Annotated in this window: 19 protein-coding genes; 8 read left to right on the top strand and 11 right to left on the bottom strand. The window is 42.6% G+C overall.

The annotated features are described in order from the left end of the window. The 8 genes from ACP14V_RS12530 to ACP14V_RS12495 form a co-directional block, all read right to left on the bottom strand. A complete protein-coding gene (locus tag ACP14V_RS12530) occupies nt 1–828 on the bottom strand; it encodes an alpha/beta hydrolase family protein (RefSeq protein WP_272608250.1) in 828 nt (275 codons plus the stop codon). A gap of 149 nt (nt 829–977) precedes the next feature. Next, nucleotides 978–2,015 (bottom strand): DJ-1/PfpI family protein, encoded by a 1,038-nt coding sequence (locus ACP14V_RS12525; protein WP_272608249.1) that lies wholly within the window; start codon nt 2,013–2,015, stop codon nt 978–980. Nucleotides 2,016–2,089: 74 nt separating this feature from the next. Next, entirely contained in the window at nt 2,090–3,058 is a 969-nt protein-coding gene (locus ACP14V_RS12520) for a GlxA family transcriptional regulator (RefSeq protein ID WP_272608248.1), read from the bottom strand. Between the two features lie 2 nt (nt 3,059–3,060). Further along, the gene (locus ACP14V_RS12515; RefSeq protein ID WP_272608247.1) at nt 3,061–3,825 is read right to left on the bottom strand and encodes a creatininase family protein; all 765 of its coding nucleotides are present in this window, start codon (nt 3,823–3,825) and stop codon (nt 3,061–3,063) included. A gap of 84 nt (nt 3,826–3,909) precedes the next feature. Then, a complete protein-coding gene (gene pruA / locus ACP14V_RS12510) occupies nt 3,910–5,538 on the bottom strand; it encodes an L-glutamate gamma-semialdehyde dehydrogenase (RefSeq protein ID WP_272608246.1) in 1,629 nt (542 codons plus the stop codon). Between the two features lie 72 nt (nt 5,539–5,610). Further along, entirely contained in the window at nt 5,611–5,997 is a 387-nt protein-coding gene (apaG, locus tag ACP14V_RS12505; protein ID WP_272608245.1) for a Co2+/Mg2+ efflux protein ApaG, read from the bottom strand. Nucleotides 5,998–6,000: 3 nt separating this feature from the next. Continuing rightward, the gene (locus ACP14V_RS12500) at nt 6,001–7,194 is read right to left on the bottom strand and encodes a DUF3667 domain-containing protein (protein WP_272608244.1); all 1,194 of its coding nucleotides are present in this window, start codon (nt 7,192–7,194) and stop codon (nt 6,001–6,003) included. A gap of 28 nt (nt 7,195–7,222) precedes the next feature. Further along, entirely contained in the window at nt 7,223–8,467 is a 1,245-nt protein-coding gene (locus tag ACP14V_RS12495) for a type IX secretion system plug protein domain-containing protein (RefSeq protein ID WP_272608243.1), read from the bottom strand. Between the two features lie 150 nt (nt 8,468–8,617). On the opposite strand from ACP14V_RS12495, the gene ACP14V_RS12490 reads away from it, so the two are divergent. From ACP14V_RS12490 to ACP14V_RS12455, 8 genes are all read left to right on the top strand, one after another. Continuing rightward, nucleotides 8,618–9,970, top strand: a complete 1,353-nt coding sequence (locus ACP14V_RS12490) for a Na(+)-translocating NADH-quinone reductase subunit A (protein WP_272608242.1) — start codon at nt 8,618–8,620, stop codon at nt 9,968–9,970. Nucleotide 9,971: 1 nt separating this feature from the next. After that, a complete protein-coding gene (locus ACP14V_RS12485; protein ID WP_136566421.1) occupies nt 9,972–11,234 on the top strand; it encodes an NADH:ubiquinone reductase (Na(+)-transporting) subunit B in 1,263 nt (420 codons plus the stop codon). A 3-nt stretch (nt 11,235–11,237) separates the two neighbouring features. Then, entirely contained in the window at nt 11,238–11,987 is a 750-nt protein-coding gene (locus tag ACP14V_RS12480; RefSeq protein WP_272608241.1) for a Na(+)-translocating NADH-quinone reductase subunit C, read from the top strand. 1 nt (nt 11,988) lies between these two features. Beyond that, nucleotides 11,989–12,636: an NADH:ubiquinone reductase (Na(+)-transporting) subunit D gene (locus ACP14V_RS12475; protein ID WP_136566419.1), complete on the top strand. Its 648-nt coding sequence runs from the start codon at nt 11,989–11,991 to the stop codon at nt 12,634–12,636. Between the two features lie 10 nt (nt 12,637–12,646). Beyond that, on the top strand, nt 12,647–13,396 hold the full coding sequence (gene nqrE, locus ACP14V_RS12470; protein WP_136566418.1) for an NADH:ubiquinone reductase (Na(+)-transporting) subunit E: 750 nt from the start codon (nt 12,647–12,649) through the stop codon (nt 13,394–13,396). Between the two features lie 2 nt (nt 13,397–13,398). Then, the gene (nqrF, locus tag ACP14V_RS12465; protein WP_136566417.1) at nt 13,399–14,709 is read left to right on the top strand and encodes an NADH:ubiquinone reductase (Na(+)-transporting) subunit F; all 1,311 of its coding nucleotides are present in this window, start codon (nt 13,399–13,401) and stop codon (nt 14,707–14,709) included. An 87-nt stretch (nt 14,710–14,796) separates the two neighbouring features. After that, nucleotides 14,797–15,159, top strand: a complete 363-nt coding sequence (locus tag ACP14V_RS12460) for a Na(+)-translocating NADH-quinone reductase subunit F (protein WP_136566416.1) — start codon at nt 14,797–14,799, stop codon at nt 15,157–15,159. Continuing rightward, on the top strand, nt 15,156–16,160 hold the full coding sequence (locus ACP14V_RS12455; RefSeq protein ID WP_272608240.1) for an FAD:protein FMN transferase: 1,005 nt from the start codon (nt 15,156–15,158) through the stop codon (nt 16,158–16,160). Before ACP14V_RS12460 ends, ACP14V_RS12455 begins: the two co-directional genes overlap by 4 nt. Here the strand turns inward: ACP14V_RS12455 and ACP14V_RS12450 are convergent, their stop codons facing one another. Genes ACP14V_RS12450 through map form a run of 3 tightly spaced genes read right to left on the bottom strand, consistent with a single transcriptional unit; the run spans nt 16,161 to nt 18,184 of the window. Continuing rightward, complete coding sequence (locus ACP14V_RS12450) at nt 16,161–16,925, bottom strand: class I SAM-dependent methyltransferase (protein ID WP_272608239.1); 765 nt, start codon at nt 16,923–16,925, stop codon at nt 16,161–16,163. It lies immediately after the preceding gene. A 19-nt stretch (nt 16,926–16,944) separates the two neighbouring features. Beyond that, nucleotides 16,945–17,319 carry a GxxExxY protein gene (locus ACP14V_RS12445; protein WP_272608238.1) on the bottom strand — a complete coding sequence of 125 codons (375 nt, stop codon included), beginning with the start codon at nt 17,317–17,319 and terminating at the stop codon, nt 16,945–16,947. A 46-nt stretch (nt 17,320–17,365) separates the two neighbouring features. Then, the gene (gene map, locus ACP14V_RS12440) at nt 17,366–18,184 is read right to left on the bottom strand and encodes a type I methionyl aminopeptidase (protein ID WP_272608237.1); all 819 of its coding nucleotides are present in this window, start codon (nt 18,182–18,184) and stop codon (nt 17,366–17,368) included. Between the last annotated feature and the right edge of the window lie 23 nt (nt 18,185–18,207).

Raw genomic sequence — 18,207 nt, 5'->3', positions numbered from 1 at the left:
TTATTCTAAAATCCCGATAGTGATCAACCAAGGTTTTATATAAGAGAGAAGGTCATAACGCTCATTGGTTTGGGTGTTGAGAAAGTTGTGGTCTCCGTGCGGAAGGATTACCACTTTAAAGTTGGATTTGTTTAAGCGTTGCAATTCTTCAATTGTGGCATCTACAGGAATTACGGGGTCATTGGTTCCTAAAAACCAAAGTGCATCTGTTTCAAGTTGCTTTAGAATGTTTCTGGGGTCAAATCCCTTTTCACCGTCAAAATGCTTAAGTTTTTTATGGGCCTTGGCGATGGTAATCCCGCTTTCATCCCCATCTCCCGTAAGTTGACTGAAATAGTGTTCTTCACCAGCAGAAATGGAAACGCCTTCCCCAATGATCATAAAATCAATAGCCTTACTTTTTGAAGCTGCCAATGGCATGATCCATCCAGCTTGACTTCCACCCAATAGACCTAGCTTGGCTTTTTGGAGTTCTGGTTTTTCTTTTATCCAGTTTACGCAGGCCAGCACGTCAGAAGCTAAAAGGTTGAACCATGCTTTGCTACGTGCCACAGAGAAAGATTCGTATGTGCCACCAGATTCCCCAACCCCTCTCTTGTCGAAAGCCAATACGGCCATTCCCAACTGTGTTCCCAATCCGGTATAGTAGCTTACGTCATTGTAGGTCGAAGGCGCAGACCCATGAACAACAATCAAGACCCCATTTATACTATCCCGGTTTATGGGAGAGTAATAAGCAGCATTAAGCATTATGGAATCGTTGGGTATCTGAACCTCTTCCATAGCATAGCCTTTATATTGACTTTCTTTTTGAAAGATTAGCTCCATATTGCAAACTGGGCATAATCCGGGATGGAAGTAGCTTTCTTTATGGCAATCGGAGGCACAGGGAGGACATCGATATAGCTTCTCTTGACCAATGATGCACTGCAAAAAACAAACGCCAACGAGGAGAAAAGGAAATAGGCGGTTGAGTATCATAACTTTTTAAATAAGGGTCCATTTTCGGAAAGTGAATATCCAATGATTTTGCCATTCCCGTCTCTTTTGAAAAAAACAGGCTCGTTCCCTGAATCAGAAAACAAATCCCCACTTTCATGCAGGACAGGTTGTAATCCTCCGTCTTTCACAACAGCAAGATTTCCCAGTTTTGGGTCAAATACCAGATTCAGTTCAGTGTCATTCAGGTATTCATAAGTGCCTTCAAAATCCTTATAAAAAGATTGGTCTTTCCTATTGGAATAGGGGTTATCGTCCGATAGGATCAATCCATCGCCCAACTTCCAATTGTCATACTCCATGTAATATGCGGTTCGCTTGGCTGCATTCAGGCCTTGTAGTTTGGCCACTAAATGCAAGGCACCGTCTATTCCGGCAGAAATGCCTGCTGTGGTAATGACATTCCCATTATCCACGAAGCGAACATTCTTTCGTACATCAACTTTTTGGTAGTTCGTTTCAAGCCCATCGAGGGCATTATGAAATGTGGTCGCTGTTTTTCCATCCAAGATGCCAGCTTCTGCCATTACAAAAGCTCCAGTACAAACCGAAAAATGATATTGTACATTTTTCTGCTTTTGAATCCAATCAATGACTTTCGGGTTTTGGGAAGCGGCACTGGAGTTTCCTCCGAAAAAAGCTAAAATGTCAGCTTCTGGTGCATTTTCAACACTGTAGTCAGGTATTATCTTTAAGATACCTTGCGATTTTATGGGCTTTTGGGTGGCCGAGACGGTAAAAACACGGTATCCTGCATAGGCAAAGACTTCCATGGGGCCTGCAAAATCCAACACTTCCACACCATCTTGAAGATAAAAGGCAATGGTTTTGGAATCACTTTTTTTAATAAGCACCATATTACAGTGCGAGCATACGCCAGGGGCATCATGCACTTCTTGGTCACATGTTGCGCCGCAGGGTGGGCAAATGTATTTGGTTTGTGTGGAAAGAGAGGTTTGGGCCATGGCGAAGTAAGAAATTAGAAAACTTGCGAATAGGAAAATTGACCTTTTCATGATAAATGATTTTGGTCAAAATTAGGTCAAAACAAAGGGGGTGTAAAGGACAACTGTCCGCAGTATTGGGACAATCAATCCTTCCAATCGGAAGGGAGGGAGGCGGTGTGTTTTTTTAGAAGAGACCGTAATTGGTTACTGCTTTGCAACCCACAGGATTCTGCGACTGCACTTACTTTTGAGCCAGTTGAAAGGAGTTGGGTGGCCCGTTCCACCCGTAGTTTATCCAAATAGTCACCAATGGTAATGCCTGTGGTTTTTTTAAATAGCCGGGTAAGGTTTCTTGGACTCATGTGAACAGCATCCGCCAAATCCTCTATGGTGCTTTTGATGCTGAGGTTTTTGGCCAGCAGATCTTGAACTTGATGAACCCTTGTATCGATATGGTTCCGATATTGTAGAAAAACACTGAGTTGCGGGTCGTTTTCAGTTCTTCGGAGGTAGATGACTACCTCTTTGGCAATTTTGGCAGTAAATACGGGTCCGAATAGCTCTTCCATCAAAAAAAGAGCTAAATCGATCCCTGAAGAGACCCCTGCACTGGAATATAAGTTCCCATCTTGGACGATCAAGCGGTCTGAAAGTACCTGCGCTTTGGGAAATCTGGATTGAAAGTCTTCCAAATACCTCCAATGGGTAGTGCATTTTTTTCCATCAAAAAGACCGGACATGGCCACCAAATAGGCACCGGTGCAGACAGAACAAATTCGAGCTCTGTTTTTATGCTGTTCCTTTAGCCAATCAAGAAAAACCGCGTATGTTGTCTTGAAATCACTTTTAAGGAACAAATGGGATTCCAGCCCTGGAATAAACAGTAGGTCGTCCGATTTGAGCGTATGGGCATGGAACGGCGTAAGGTTGCCCAAGGATACTCCGGCACTGGAGGTTTGCTCCGAATTGCCTTCAAGGTTCAAATAATAGGTTTCTACTTCAATACCATAGTCCTTGGCTTCATAAAAAAGGTGTGCTGGTCCCGTTAAATCCAGCAGTTGAACTTCGGGAGGCACCAGAAAAAATGCTCGATGTTTAGATTTTTGGTGCATGTTTATGCATAAAGATCATTAACATTGGCTTGGGCAATATCAATAAATAATTGGCTCATTTTCTCGCATACCAAGGAGAAAAACTTCTCTCCTTTCTCTTTGGTGGCCATACTGGGATTGCCAACTCCAGTATCTTTACTGATTTTGGACCATGGTCTTTCGGTCCAGGCCCAACCTTCGGAAAAGGCCTTTATTTTGTTCTTTAGTTCCTCACCATCTCCCCATTCTTGTTTGGGAAGTACCAATTCCGGTGCCAAATGGAGTATAAGGCTGGTTTCCATTTCATCGGCATGATCACCAGGATGATCAAATATCTCTTTTTTTTCTGCCATTCCCGGCCAATGGGTGGTACAAAGGAACATGTTCGGGAACAGTAGGCCCAATTCCCTAATGATGGCTTTCCAGTTGTTGCCGCCGTGGCTGTTTAAAATCATAAACTTACGTATGCCTTGCCTTTCCAAGACGGTGATGACATCCTTTAGGATGGCAAATTGGGTGCTGGGGTTGAGGTTCATGTCCAAATAAATATCGGATTGACCGGTATTTACCCCAAAAGGAATTGTTGGAAGGGCTATTACCTTACAACCTTGTTCCCATGCCAGTCTTGCAGATTCTTCGGCAATGGCCGTGGCTTCAATGGTATCGGTGGAATATGGTAAGTGGTAGTTATGGGCTTCGGTGGCGGCCCAAGGCAGAACGGCCAGATCAAAAGATTCATCTTTTAAATGTTTCCAATTGGTGTCGGCCAATACGTAAGGTCTAGGCATTTTTTAAGGTTTAGAGATATTGGATAAAAAAAGACCGCTATTCCAAATAAGGTATAGCGGCCATGAAATTATGGATTTATTGAGTTACCCCAAAAAAGGATAGCGATAATCTTCAGGAGTTACAAAAGTCTCTTTTATAAGTCGTGGAGACACCCAACGCAACAGGTTTTGCATGGAACCTGCCTTGTCATTGGTTCCAGAAGCTCTTGCTCCTCCAAAAGGCTGTTGTCCTACTACGGCACCTGTAGGTTTGTCGTTGATATAGAAGTTTCCAGCACAATTTTGCAGTGCTTTTGTGGCTTCATCAATGGCATAACGATCTGCTGACAGAACTGCTCCGGTCAATGCATATTCCGAAGTGCCATCCACCAATTCCAACGTTTTGCTCCAATCGGCGTCCTCATAAATATATACTGTCACCACTGGTCCAAAAAGTTCAGTGCACATGGTGGTGTACTTGGGGTCGGTGGTTAAAATAACCGTTGGTTCAATAAAGTAACCCACAGATTTGTCATATCCACCACCTGCAACGATCTCTGCGTTGGAGTCGGCCTTGGCCTGTTCAATATATTTGGCCAATTTATCAAATGAGCCTTCGTGGATCACCGCGGTGATAAAGTTGCTCATATCGGCAGGAGAACCGGGTTTGTTGAAAGAGGCGATATCGGCCTTGACCAAATCCAAAATTTCATTTGCGGTTGATTTTGGCAGGTACACACGTGAGGCTGCACTGCATTTTTGACCTTGGAACTCAAAAGCACCTCGGGTAATGGCGGTGGCCACTTGCTTGGGTTTTGCGGTTGGATGCGCAATGATAAAATCCTTTCCGCCAGTTTCCCCAACAATCCTTGGATAGGTTTTGTAGTTGTGGATGTTGTTTCCTATCTGTTTCCACAATTCTTTGAACACATGGGTGGAACCTGTAAAGTGGATTCCAGAAAAATCAGGACTTGATAGTACGGTGTCCGAAATCATGACCGGATCTCCATAGACCACATTGATGACCCCATCAGGAAGACCTGCCTCCTTGAAGACATCAACAATGACCTTTGCGGAAAAGATTTGACTGTCACTGGGTTTCCAGACCACCACATTGCCCATCATGGCGGCACTTGCAGGCAAATTCCCGGCAATGGCGGTAAAGTTGAATGGGGTTATGGCGTAGATAAAACCTTCAAGCGGTCTGTATTCCACCCGGTTCCAGATACCTTCGGCGGACTCGGGTTGTTCGGAATAGATCTGCGACATGTATTCCACATTGAAACGTAGGAAGTCTACAATTTCACAGGCAGAATCAATTTCGGCTTGAAAAATATTTTTGGATTGTGCCAACATGGTGGCGGCATTCATTTTGGCACGATAAGGGCCGGCAATCAATTCCGCAGCTTTTAAAAAGATGGCGGCACGTTGTTCCCAAGTAAGGTCGGCCCAAGCTTTTCTAGCTTCCAAACAGTTGGATATGGCCTGTTCCACATGCTTTTTTTCTGCTAAATGGTAGTGGCCCACCACATGTTGGTGTTCGTGGGGGGGAGACATGGGTTTGGTATTTCCAGTCTTTATTTCCTCACTACCTATGTAAAGAGGTACCTCAACTTTTCCGTTGTAATAGGCGTTGTACTGTTGCAGTACTTCTTCGCGCTCAGGAGTACCTGGCGCATAACTTTTTATAGGTTCATTGATCGCAGTCGGAACTTGAAAGAATCCTTTTCCCATGATGCTTATTTTAGGAGATTAAAAATTCCACCAAAGGTACTAAAAGGAAAATCGATTTTAAAAACGGGAAGGTCAGTTTACTGCAAAAGGTGCAGAGAACTTGAATGTGGGTACGTCTACTTCAAACTCTTCCGAAGTAGTGAAATTAACCATTTGGTAATGCCCCCGCATGGCGCCAATAGGGGATGCCAATAAGCATCCTGAGCTGTAGGTGTGGGATTTGCCGGGTTTGATGACCGGTTTTCTGCCAATAACGCCTTCGCCGTCAATGGTCTCCAAATCTTTAAGTGCATCAAAAATGTCCCAATGTCTGGCTGTTAATTGAACGGTGTCCTGACTTTGGTTTTCTATGGTGATGGTATAGCCAAAGGCATAGTGCATCTTGTAGTTTTTGAAAAAAGTGCCCTCAAAAGTGGTTTGTACCGATACCTTGATTCCTTTAGTGACTTGAGTGAACATACCCTAATACATAAAAACACTTCCTGTAAACAAAATAATGACCGCAATAAATGCCAATATGGTAAATATAGTGTTCAGAAAGAGATATTTAACAATTGTTTTAAACGTTCCTTGCCCGTAGAACCTTTTCATGGCCATGAACAGATATACGCTGAAAATAGTTATGAACAGCATTGCACTGGACATGTTGAAAATAGCATCTATTACCAAGCTAAGGATGAGCAAGATAAATAATAAAGATTGGTTGTGAAAGCTGAAAATAAGATGATCGGTGTAGGTGTGTTTTTTTCTGATGTACACCAACCAAATGAACACCGTAAACAGTGGTAAAAAGAGAAAAATGACAAAGGGCATCCTAGAAATGGATGAATTCAGGAATGTTCCAGGTCTACTGATAACCTTTAATAAGCTATTTGCCGAATTAAAGGCCATTCTGTTGCCAACGGAAGGTTTAACATTGTATTTGGCCTGTGTTTCGCTAAAACTGAAGAGGGTGTCCCTTTTTATCATTTTGGAAAAAAATCCCACCTTCTCCATAAAATTATTGATTCCGGATTTGCTTTCCAGCGTTGCATAAAACTTAGTGGGGTTGGCCAGGATCAATGAATCCTTACGTTGATCTTCCAGACTAGAAGTCTCGGCAAGGGACTCCAGAATATGCATGCCTTTGATTACTTCATTGGTGCTAACCTTGGAAGAATCCAATTTTTCCAAAACCTTGGCCGTTTCTTCCTTGAGTTTTGTGCTGTCTGTTGTGAAAGTTCCGGACTTGACATTGTAGGATACCGGGGAATTTGAAATAAGATTGCCATCAAACCTTGAAGCCGCCTTATCCAAACTGGAAAATTCATTGTTGAAGGTAAACATCAAAAAATAGATAAAGGCCAAGCTTAGTAAAAAACGGAACGGATTGGTGTAGGAGACCCGTTTCCCCTCAATATAATCTTTAGTGATTTTTCCGGGGCGCCACAATAAGGCCGAAAGTGTTTTTAAGAGTCTGGAGTCATAATTGAACACTCCAGAAAAAAACTCATGGACAAAATCCTTGAGGGTCAGTTTTTTGGTACTGTTGGCTTGTGAGCAATTTGGGCAATATTTATCGCTCATGTCCAAGGGGTGGCCACAATTTAAACACTTGATGCCCCTGAACTGAAGTTCGTACCTGCCTTTGCTGATCAAACTATTTTTCTTGGCCATGCCCTTTTGGGATTTGTAGCTAAGATAATTAATTGCTTATTGTTCTGGAATTTACTGATCCTATACCTATTATACTGTCGTACATGTCGCCAAAATCCCTATAGTAGACCAAGATAAGGTAATTGTTTTCGGTGAAGTGAAAATCTCCGCTAACAAAATTAGGGTCAATAGAGCCATCTGCCCGCTCCACCACATATTTATAATTGTAGAACCCTTGCTTGATGGGCAGTTCCAGTTCCATTTTCCCGCTATCAGCATTAAAGATCATTTTGTTTTCTTCCTCCAATTGGTAATTGTTGAACTTTCCTACTACGTAAACATTGTCCAGGCCTATTTCATTGGAGTAGGGAAGGCTAAAGTGTACCATGGAATACTCTGCTTCGCGGGAAACATCATCGCCCTGTAATGTCCTCACGACAAAATCCCCATTAATATCAGGAAAATAGGTGTAGGGTACGTCATTGCGATATTCATTGGTAAACAGGAGGTGGTGGTACAGGTTCCTAAACTCCACTTTGGAAATGGCAAAGGTGGGAGACCTAAGATCTTTGGTGTCGAAATTTAGATATTCGTTGCCGCCAAAGAAACTGGTTTCTTGGTCATATTTGTAGACCAACTCGGTACCAATGGTAAATTGTGGTTTAATGTTGTACAGGGCCGTGGGCCAAAAATGGTTTTGTAAAATGGCCACTTTGATTTCGTTCTTCGGGTTCACTACTGGAAAACCTGCTGTATTAATGTTGAACTGAACCACCTGCTTTTCATTCAAAAAATTAAAATCCCGGGAGCGTTTTACTGTTCCGCCAACCCTAACGGCATTTCGGTAAACTACAAACCTTCTTGAAAACTGAAGGTCGCCATAACTGTTATAAATCTCAAGGACGTAGTTCCCACTTACCTTCAGCTGAACATTTTCATTGGGAATCGTTAATCTATAATTGGAGTAAGGCTGTAAGGTGTTATAGCTGTTTTCATAATCAATGATGCGTTGGTTGTCCGCACCTGACAAATATTGGGATTTTAGGAGCTGGGAAGGTGTCCAGTCATAATCGCAATGGATAATTTTATAGTAATAGTCCTGCTCCCTGGCGGTAAGGTCATCAAACTCCAAAGTCATGGTTTCACCAAGTTGGATTACCGGGAACTGGTCTTCCGTAGGGCCTCTAAAAATAATGGTCTTGATATTTTCTGGGGGATTTATTTCTTCCTGTACTTGTGCAAAAGCACTTGAGCTAACTAATAAGAAGAACATTGATTTGGTCAAGAAGCGCATGCTAAGCGTGTTTTGGGGTAAAGGTAAACAAAAAGTGTGCCTTGGAAATTTAGTTCGATGTAATCCCATTTTTATGGGCAATAATTATGAAAACTATCCTTTTAGTGCTAAATTTGCCACCGATTTTGATAACAAAAGGTCTACAACAATATGTCTAAAGACATCCGGATTAAGAAAGGGTTGAATATCAACCTTGTCGGGGCAGCAGAGCAGACTACTTCCAAAGCCGTTTTAAGTAACGTATATGCCCTAAACCTAGATGATTTTCATGGTATCACCCCCAAAATGCTCGTAAAGCAAGGGGAAGAAGTAAAGGCGGGAGAACCGCTCTTTTACAACAAAAACAAAGAGGAAATGCACTTTGTTTCACCTGTAAGCGGTGAGTTGGTGGAGATAGTCCGTGGCGCTAGAAGAAGAATCTTGACACTAAAGATTCTTGCTGACAAGAATCAAGAATATGTGCAGAACAAAGTGCCCGATATGGATACGGCCGATGCTTTAGCCATAAAGAGCTTTTTGCTGCAGTGTGGGGGATGGCCCTTCATTAAGCAACGTCCTTTTGACGTAATTGCCGATCCAGATGTAACGCCAAAAGCCATTTTTGTATCGGGATATACCACGGCGCCCTTGGCGGCAGATGTAAATTATGTGCTAAAAGGCAAGGAGCAAGAATTGCAGATGGCCATTACGGCCTTGGGCAAACTTACCCCTGGGAAGATACATGTTACAATAGGAAAGTCAGGGAGGTCTCCATTTGCAGATCTTAATGGAATAGAGCTTCATGAAATATCAGGCCCACATCCAGCAGGATTGGTGGGTACCCAGATCAATAGAATAGATCCAGTGAACAAAGGAGAGGTGGTATGGACAATTTCACCCCAGGATTTGGTTATGTTGGGCGAATTGTTGTTGACGGGAAAATTCAACGCCGAACGTACCATTGCCTTGGCAGGGTCTATCATTAAATCCCCAAAATACTATACAACCAAGATAGGGGCCGAAATATCTACCTTTTTATATGCAAGTGGTGTAAATGAAGATAGATTCAGGTTGATCAATGGGGATGTGCTTACCGGTAGAAAAACCAATACCGAGGGCTATCTAGGATTTTATAACAATACGGTTACAGCCATTCCGGAAGGAGATGATTATGAGTTTTTTGGATGGAACAAGCCTGTGTTCAATAAAATTTCAACAACAAGGGCATTGACTTTCTCATGGTTGCAGCCCAAAAAGAAATATGATTTGAATACCAATACCAATGGCGAGCACAGGGCTTTTGTGGTCACTGGCCAGTATGAAGAGGTGTTCCCATTGGATATTTACCCAATGCAGTTGCTAAAAGCCTGTATGGTTAAGGATTTGGACGAAATGGAGCAGTTGGGACTTTACGAGGTTGCTCCTGAAGACTTCGCATTGACAGAATTTATATGTATCTCAAAACAACCTCACCAACAAATAATCAGGGAAGGTTTGGATTTGTTGCAAAAAGAACTTGGATAATATGGGCTTGAAAGAAAAATTACACACGTTCAGAGTAAAGAATCAGGATAAAAAATGGTTTCCTGTTTTTAGTGGGTTCCATACCTTTTTGTTTACTCCCAATGAAACTACCCACAATGGGACGCACATAAAAGGGGCGGATGACCTAAAGCGTACCATGAACACCGTGGTCATGTCACTTGTTCCCTGTTTGATATTTGGAATGTTCAATACCGGATATCAGCACTATTTGGCATTGGGTGAGATTGAGCCCGTTGCCAATGGGTTCTTTAGTGCGGGTTTTTGGACCATGGACAATTTTCTCCTAGGTCTGTGGAAAGTACTTCCGTTGGTGATTGTTTCCTACGGAGTTGGACTTGCTATTGAGTTCTTGTTCTGCGTGATCAAGAAACATGAGATAGAAGAAGGATATTTGGTCACCGGTATGTTGGTGCCATTGATTGTCCCTGTTGATTTGCCCCTTTGGATGTTGGCCGTGGCCGTAGCCTTTGGTGTGGTCATTGGAAAAGAGGTTTTTGGAGGTACGGGGATGAATATCTTGAACCCGGCGCTTACTATTCGAGCCTTCTTGTTCTTTGCCTATCCTACTTGGATGAGTGGAGACAAAGTTTGGGTGCACGGAGCTGTGGATACCGCAGGTACGGCCGATGCCATTTCCGGAGAGACCGTATTGGGATTCTTGGCACAGGGAAGAACCGCCGAAATGGGGTATTCCCTTTCGGATATGTTCCTTGGATTTATACCGGGTTCCATTGGGGAAACATCAACCCTATTGATTCTTTTGGGAGGACTCTTCTTGGTGTTCTCTAAAATAGCCTCATGGCGTATTATGTTAAGTGCCGTTATAGGTGCTTTGGCCATGGGATTGATCTTTAACGGAATTGTGGAAGCTGGTTGGATACCAGAGTACAGCAAGTTCTATACTTTGATGAGTTTTGAATACTGGCAACACCTATTGGTGGGAGGTTTGGCCTTTGGTATCGTATTTATGGCTACCGATCCCGTCACAGGTTCACAAACCAACCAAGGGAAATGGATCTATGGATTTTTGATAGGTTTCTTGTCCGTGATGATTCGTGTGTTCAACCCAGGGTACCCGGAAGGTGTCTTCTTGGCTATCTTGTTGATGAACGTTTTTGCTCCTACCATTGATCACTACGTGGTACGTGGCAACATTAAGAAACGAATGAAGCGATTGAAAACGGCAACCATTTATCCAAAACCATCGGATGAGGTTGATGCATTAAAAACGGAAACAGCGTAAGTTATGGCAATGAATACGGAAAAAAATAGCTATACGGTAATTTTTGCAGCAATCATGGTGATTGTTGTGGGGTCCATACTTGCCTTTTTGGCAACCGGTCTCAAGCCAAGGATTGATGAGAATGAACGCTTTGAAAAACAACAGAACATCCTCTATGCAATGGGAGTTAACCAGAACGAGGGAGATGGGAGCGTAACTTTTATACCTACAAACGAAGTAGAGGCCGAGTTTTCCAAGTATATTAAAAAACAGTTGGTTGTTCAAGGAGATAAGGTCACTGAAAAAGAAGAAGCCTATTTGATTGATTTGAAAAAGCAACTGAGCGAAATCAAGGCTGGAAATAATGCTGAATTACCTTTACTCATTGGTGAGAAAGATGGTAAGGAATTCTACATCATCCCCATGTACGGAAAAGGACTTTGGGATGCCATTTGGGGTTTCATATCCTTGGATGGGAACATGGTGGTACAAGGCGTTTATTTTGATCATAAAAGTGAAACCCCAGGTCTTGGGGCTAATATTAAGCAGCGTTTCTTTATGGATGATTTTGTTGGAGAATCCATATTGGACGGAAACAGCTATGCAGGGATTGGCGTGGTGAAAGGAAACAACGACCCCCTCAATCAGGATAAGGAAGACAATGAAGTGGATGCATTGGCAGGCGCTACCATTACAGGCAATGGGGTTACTGCGATGATCAAAGAAAGCTTGAAGCTTTACAAACCGTATTTAGAAACCATTAGAAAGAAATAATATGGCGCTACTATCAAAAAAAGATGCAAATCTGATATTGGATCCGTTGGCGGACAACAACCCCATTACCATTCAGGTATTGGGAATATGTTCTGCATTGGCAATCACGGCTGAACTTAAAGCGTCTGTAGTGATGGCTCTTTCAGTACTTTTTGTATTGGGAGTTGGTAACGTGGTAATTTCCTTGTTGCGCAATGTGATTCCGTCAAAAATTAGGATTATTGTGCAATTGGTCGTAGTGGCTACCTTGGTGATCATTGTGGATCAAGTGCTCAAGGCCTTTGCTTATGAACTGAGCAAGACCCTCTCTGTTTTTGTGGGGTTGATTATTACTAACTGTATCATCATGGGCCGATTTGAGGCCTTTGCCTTGGGTAACGGACCATGGAAATCATTTTTAGACGGTATTGGAAATGCCCTCGGATATGGTGTTATTTTGGTTATCGTTGGATTTTTTAGGGAGCTTTTGGGTTCTGGAACCTTGTTTGGGATTCCTGTTTTGGGAGACCCCGTAACAAAAACAGGGCTTTACTCCATTGGATATGAAAACAACGGTTTTATGATTATTCCACCAGCAGCTTTGATCGTGGTAGGAATCATTATCTGGGTACAACGTTCCAGAAATAGGACATTAATAGAAGAAGCATAAATAGGAGAGTATGTTAGAGCATTTAGAACTGTTTTTTAAGTCGATCTTCATAGATAACATGGTATTCGCGGTCTTTTTGGGAATGTGTTCCTACTTGGCCGTATCCAAAAAAGTATCTACAGCCGTAGGTTTGGGAGCTGCCGTAATCTTTGTATTGGGGGTTACCGTTCCCTTGAACTGGTTGTTGGACAAATATTTGTTGCAAGACGGTGCATTGGTTTGGTTGGGCCCTGAGTATGCCGATTATAATCTGGGATTCCTTTCCTTCATCTTGTTTATTGCCACGATTGCTACCATGGTGCAATTGGTGGAAATAGTGGTGGAGAAGTTTTCCCCTTCACTCTATAACTCCTTGGGTATCTTTTTACCGCTGATCGCGGTGAACTGTGCCATCTTGGGAGGGTCTTTGTTTATGCAGACCCGTGAAATCCCCAATTTAGGATTGGCACTCAATTATGGGGTGAGTTCGGGAATTGGATGGTTTTTGGCCATTTTGGCCATCGCCGCCATTCGTGAAAAAATTAGATATTCCAATGTGCCTGCGCCATTGCGTGGATTGGGAATCACGTTCATCATCACTGGATTGATGGGAATTGGTTTCCAGAGCTTTGGAGGTATGTTGACCGGTGACAATGAACCACCTGAACCAACAGAAGCCACAACGGCTAAAGCAGACTCCAAAGAAGAAGAGAAAGAAATTAAAAAGGAGATTGAAGACGAAAAAAGAACAGTTTCCTATAACGACGTTATAAACAAATAAAGATGATATTAGCCGCAAGTACCGGAGGTACTATTCTTATTACCGTAGTAGCATTTCTTGTGTTGTTGTTATTGTTGGTGGCTTTATTGCTGTTCACCAAGGAAAAATTGTCACCTTCCGGTCCTGTGACCATTACCATAAATGGTGAAAAGGAAGTAGAAGTGGCTTCTGGAAGTTCCTTGTTGTCAACACTTGGAAATCAAAAAATATTTTTACCATCAGCTTGTGGTGGAGGTGGAACCTGTATACAGTGTGAGTGCCATGTACTTTCTGGTGGAGGGGAGGCTTTGCCAACCGAAACACCACACTTTTCCAAAAAGGAACTGGAGCATGGCGCACGATTGGCCTGTCAAGTAAAGGTAAAACAGGACATGGAGATTACCATTCCTGAAGAAGTGTTTGGGATTAAAAAATGGAATGCCAAAGTGGTTCGTAACTACAACGTGGCTTCTTTCATTAAGGAGTTTGTAGTTGAAATTCCAGAAGAGATGAACTACAAGGCTGGAGGATATATTCAAATTGAAATTCCGCCTTGTGAGGTTAAGTACTCGGACATTGATATCACTGCACACCCTGCGGAACACGAAACTCCGGATAAATTCCAAAATGAATGGGATAAATTTAACTTGTGGCCCTTGGTGATGAAGAATCCAGAGACAGTGGAAAGAGCCTACTCTATGGCTTCTTACCCTGCTGAGGGACGTGAAATCATGCTGAATGTGCGTATTGCAACCCCGCCATGGGACCGTTCCAAAAATGGATGGATGGATGTGAACCCCGGTGTGGCTTCATCCTACATCTTTAATTTGAAGGAGGGAGATCCTGTTACCATTTCAGGACCATTTGGTGAGTTCTTTATCAACGAGTCTGATGCCGAAATGCTATACGTTGGTGGTGGAGCCGGTATGGCACCGATGCGTTCGCATTTGTACCACTTGTTCAAAACCTTAAAGACAAACAGAAAGGTGACCTACTGGTACGGAGGTCGTTCCAAAAGAGAATTGTTCTATTTGGAACATTTCAAGGAATTGGAGCGCAGCTTCCCCAACTTTAAATTCTACTTGGCCCTTTCTGAGCCTTTGGAAGAAGATAATTGGAAGGTTAAAAAGGATATCAATGATGAAGAGGGCGATGGTTTTGTAGGATTCATTCACAATTGTGTTATCGATAACTATTTGAATCATCATGATGCCCCGGAAGACATTGAACTATATTTCTGTGGACCCCCATTGATGAACAAAGCCGTTCAGAAAATGGGTGAGGATTTTGGTATTCCAGATGAGAATATCCGATTCGATGACTTTGGAGGATAAACAAACTGTCCTTTTCACCTCAAGCGCAGTCGAGAGGTAATTAATTATAAAACCAACCGATGCCCTGGCATCGGTTTTTTTGATTTTATGGGAAGAGAATTAACAGAGCAGGAACTGCACAATCTGGCCATGAATATTGTGGGACGGGAACTGGAAGCCAATGGTTTTGAGTTTATGGCTATCAATAGTGAGCTTAAGAAAAATCCGCAGTATGTCTGCCTCAAAGAAAAAATATTACATTTTATTGTGGTCCGCAATGTGGAGTTTCCAGAGAACCCAAGGCACTATGATGAGGAATTGATGAAAACGGTGAAGGATCATGCCATAAAATTTGAGGCCAGGACGTATTTTGCAGGGGTAGGGCTTTCCAATGCATCAAATAGGGATTTGCCTTTGTACTTGGATGAAGAATATATTGTGGATTATCAAGGATTAATTGAGATAGAATGAGAGGTATATTGTTTTTATTGTTCGGGATAATCCTACTATGGGGATGCGGTTCCGATACATGGATAAAAAATCAAAATAGAGGCAACGCCCTGGGAACTACCTATTCCATTACCTATATTGCAGGGGAGCATTTGGCTTATCAAAAGGAAATTGATTCTGTTTTTCAAGTGTTGAACCAGTCCATGTCCACGTATATTCCAACTTCAGACATTTCAAAAATAAATAATGGGGATTCCACCATTGTAGTGGATCAGATGTTTCAAGAAGTTTTTGAAGTTTCAAGCAAAGTCTACAAGGTTTCTAATGGCTATTTTGACCCCACAATTGGTGTTTTGGCCAATGCATGGGGATTTGGTCCGGGAGAGCAAATCCAGCTCGATAGTCTTAAGGTAGATAGTTTATTGAGCTATGTGGGATGGGACAAAGTACAGTTGAACGGTGATCATACCATCACCAAAAAACATCCGGCCATCCGGTTTGATTTCAATGCGGTGGCCAAGGGATATACCATTGACCGTTTGGGAGCCCTGTTGGATGCCAAGGGGATTCAAGATTATTTGGTGGAAGTTGGGGGCGAAGTGCTTGCCAAGGGCACCAATTTGGTTTCTGGAAAGCAGTGGACCGTGGGGATTGATGACCCCCAAGTGGAAACGGGAAGGTCTCTAAAATTGATCGTGTCCTTGGAAGATAGGGCCATGGCATCCTCGGGAAATTACCGAAAGTTTAGAATAGACCCTGAAACCGGGGAAAAATATGTCCATACCATCAATCCTAAGACAGGTTATACCAAGAATTCTTCCATTTTGGCAACAAGTGTAATCGCTAATACCTGTGCTGTTGCCGATGCCTATGCCACTACCTTTATGGCCATGGATTTGGAAGAATCCAAAGAAGTCTTGAAAAAGCATGACGAATTGGAAGCCTACATTATTTATTTGGACGGAGAGGGAAATACTAAGGAGTTTATGACCGATGGGTTTGGGGCTTTGATCAAGAAATGATCACTTTTTTACAAGGGGAATGATTTCGCCTTGCGCCAATCGGTATTTTTGAACCGCATCAGGAGGTAGGATTTGGGTGTAATCCACTTCTTCAACCGTAAACCCTATGCTTCTTAGCTTATCAAAATAATCCCTGCCATAAATACGCACATGGTCGTACTGCCCAAAAATACGGGCCCGCTCCTTTTTATCAGTAATGGAATCGTCTTCAAAAGTTTTTTCCATTTTTAGGTCTTGGGGAATCTGAAAAATGCCCCATCCACCGACCTTCATAATCCTGTAAAGCTCTTGCATGGCCTTGGTGTCGTTGGGAATGTGTTCCAAGACATGGTTGCATAAAATCACATCAAAAGCATTGTCAGGAAAAGGAAGGTTGCAGATATCGGCCTTTACATCGGCCAAGGGAGAGTTCAAGTCGGTTGTGGTGTAATCGATATTCCTCATTTTTTTGAACCGCTTATAAAAAGCCTGCTCAGGAGCAAAATGTAAAACTTTGAGGGGTTTAGTAAAGAACTCCGTTTCATTTTTGAGGTAAAGCCATAAAAGCCGGTGCCGTTCCAAGGAAAGGGTAGAGGGGGAGAGCACATTTTCCCTTGGAGTTTCATAGCCATAAGGAAGGAATTTACGAAAGCTTTTGCCGTCAATGGGATCGGTGAATTTACTTCCCTTAAGGGAAAAGGCAATCAAGGGCCTTACCCAATAGCTCAATCGAATGAGTAAAGGTCTAGGGATTAGGTTAAGGATGTATTTGAATAGTTTCGACACGAATTTTCACTAATTCATTTTACAATAGTACTCTTTTGTAGGCCAAACTATCTTCCCCGAAGTTTATGATTAAACCCAATTTCATTTTTGATGCGGCCAAGTAATTTAAAGTTTGTTTTACATGGCTACTACTGATTTTTTCTACGGCTTTTAATTCTAGGATTATTTTGTCGTCTACTATGAAATCAGCAAAATAGTGATGTTTTAACTTCTTTCCTTTGTAGATAATGTCAAATTTGACTTCTTTTTTAAAAGGGACACCGTTGGTTTTCAATTCAATTTCCAAAGCATCGCTGTAAACCCCTTCACTAAATCCTTTGCCTAGTTCATTATGGACATCCATACATAAACCGATTACAAAATAGGACTCATTTTTATAAATGATTTGGGACATTTATTTGAGCAATTGGTGAAATTCGTGTCGAGCAAGATAAAGTATTTTATAATACTAATTTCTTGGCCCGGAATTCCTCCTCTTCGTCACTGGAGATTCCCAATGCGTCATAAATATACTGGAATGTGGACAACAGTTCGGGTTTTCCATGAATCAGGGCCACATCATGCTCAAAATGTACACTGGGCTTGCCATCGGCGGTCAAAATGGTCCAGCCGTCGTTCAACTGTTTTATCCTCCGTGTTCCCATGTTGATCATGGGCTCTATGGCAACCACCATACCGTTGACAAATTTTTTGCCACGTCCCCGTTTTCCATAATTGGGCATTTGTGGGTCTTCGTGTAGATCTTTTCCCAATCCATGGCCTACCAACTCACGAACCACACCATACCCATGGTCTTCACAATACTTTTGAATGGCGTATCCCACATCGCCCACACGATTACCTTCTTTGAATTCACGAATACCAACATAGAGGGATTCTTTGGTCACCTTAAGTAACTTTTTGGTTTCCTCGGCCACTTCACCTACTTCAAAAGTGTAGGCATGGTCTCCATAAAACCCATTCTTCTGGGCGCCGCAATCCACCGAAATAACGTCACCTTCCTTAAGAGCTTCGTTATTGGGAATGCCATGGACCACTTGGCTGTTAGGGCTCCAATTGAGGGTATTGGGAAAGTCGTACATCCCCAAAAAGCCAGGTTCCGCACCCTGCTCCCGGATATACTCCTCGGCCATTTTATCCAATTTCAGGGGGTTGGCCCCTGGTTTTATTTCCTTGGCCAACATGCCCAAGGTCCTGGAAACGACCAAGGCACTTTCGCGCATCAATTCAATTTCCTCTGCTGTCTTTATGTGAATCATAGGGGCAAAGATAAACTGAATCT

Origin of the sequence: Flagellimonas alvinocaridis (assembly GCF_965248585.1) — a bacterium.
Classification (GTDB): Bacteria; Bacteroidota; Bacteroidia; order Flavobacteriales; family Flavobacteriaceae; genus Flagellimonas; species Flagellimonas alvinocaridis.
The sequence above is the reverse complement of the archived record's forward strand: the minus strand, read 5'-3'. Positions and strand labels throughout refer to the sequence as shown.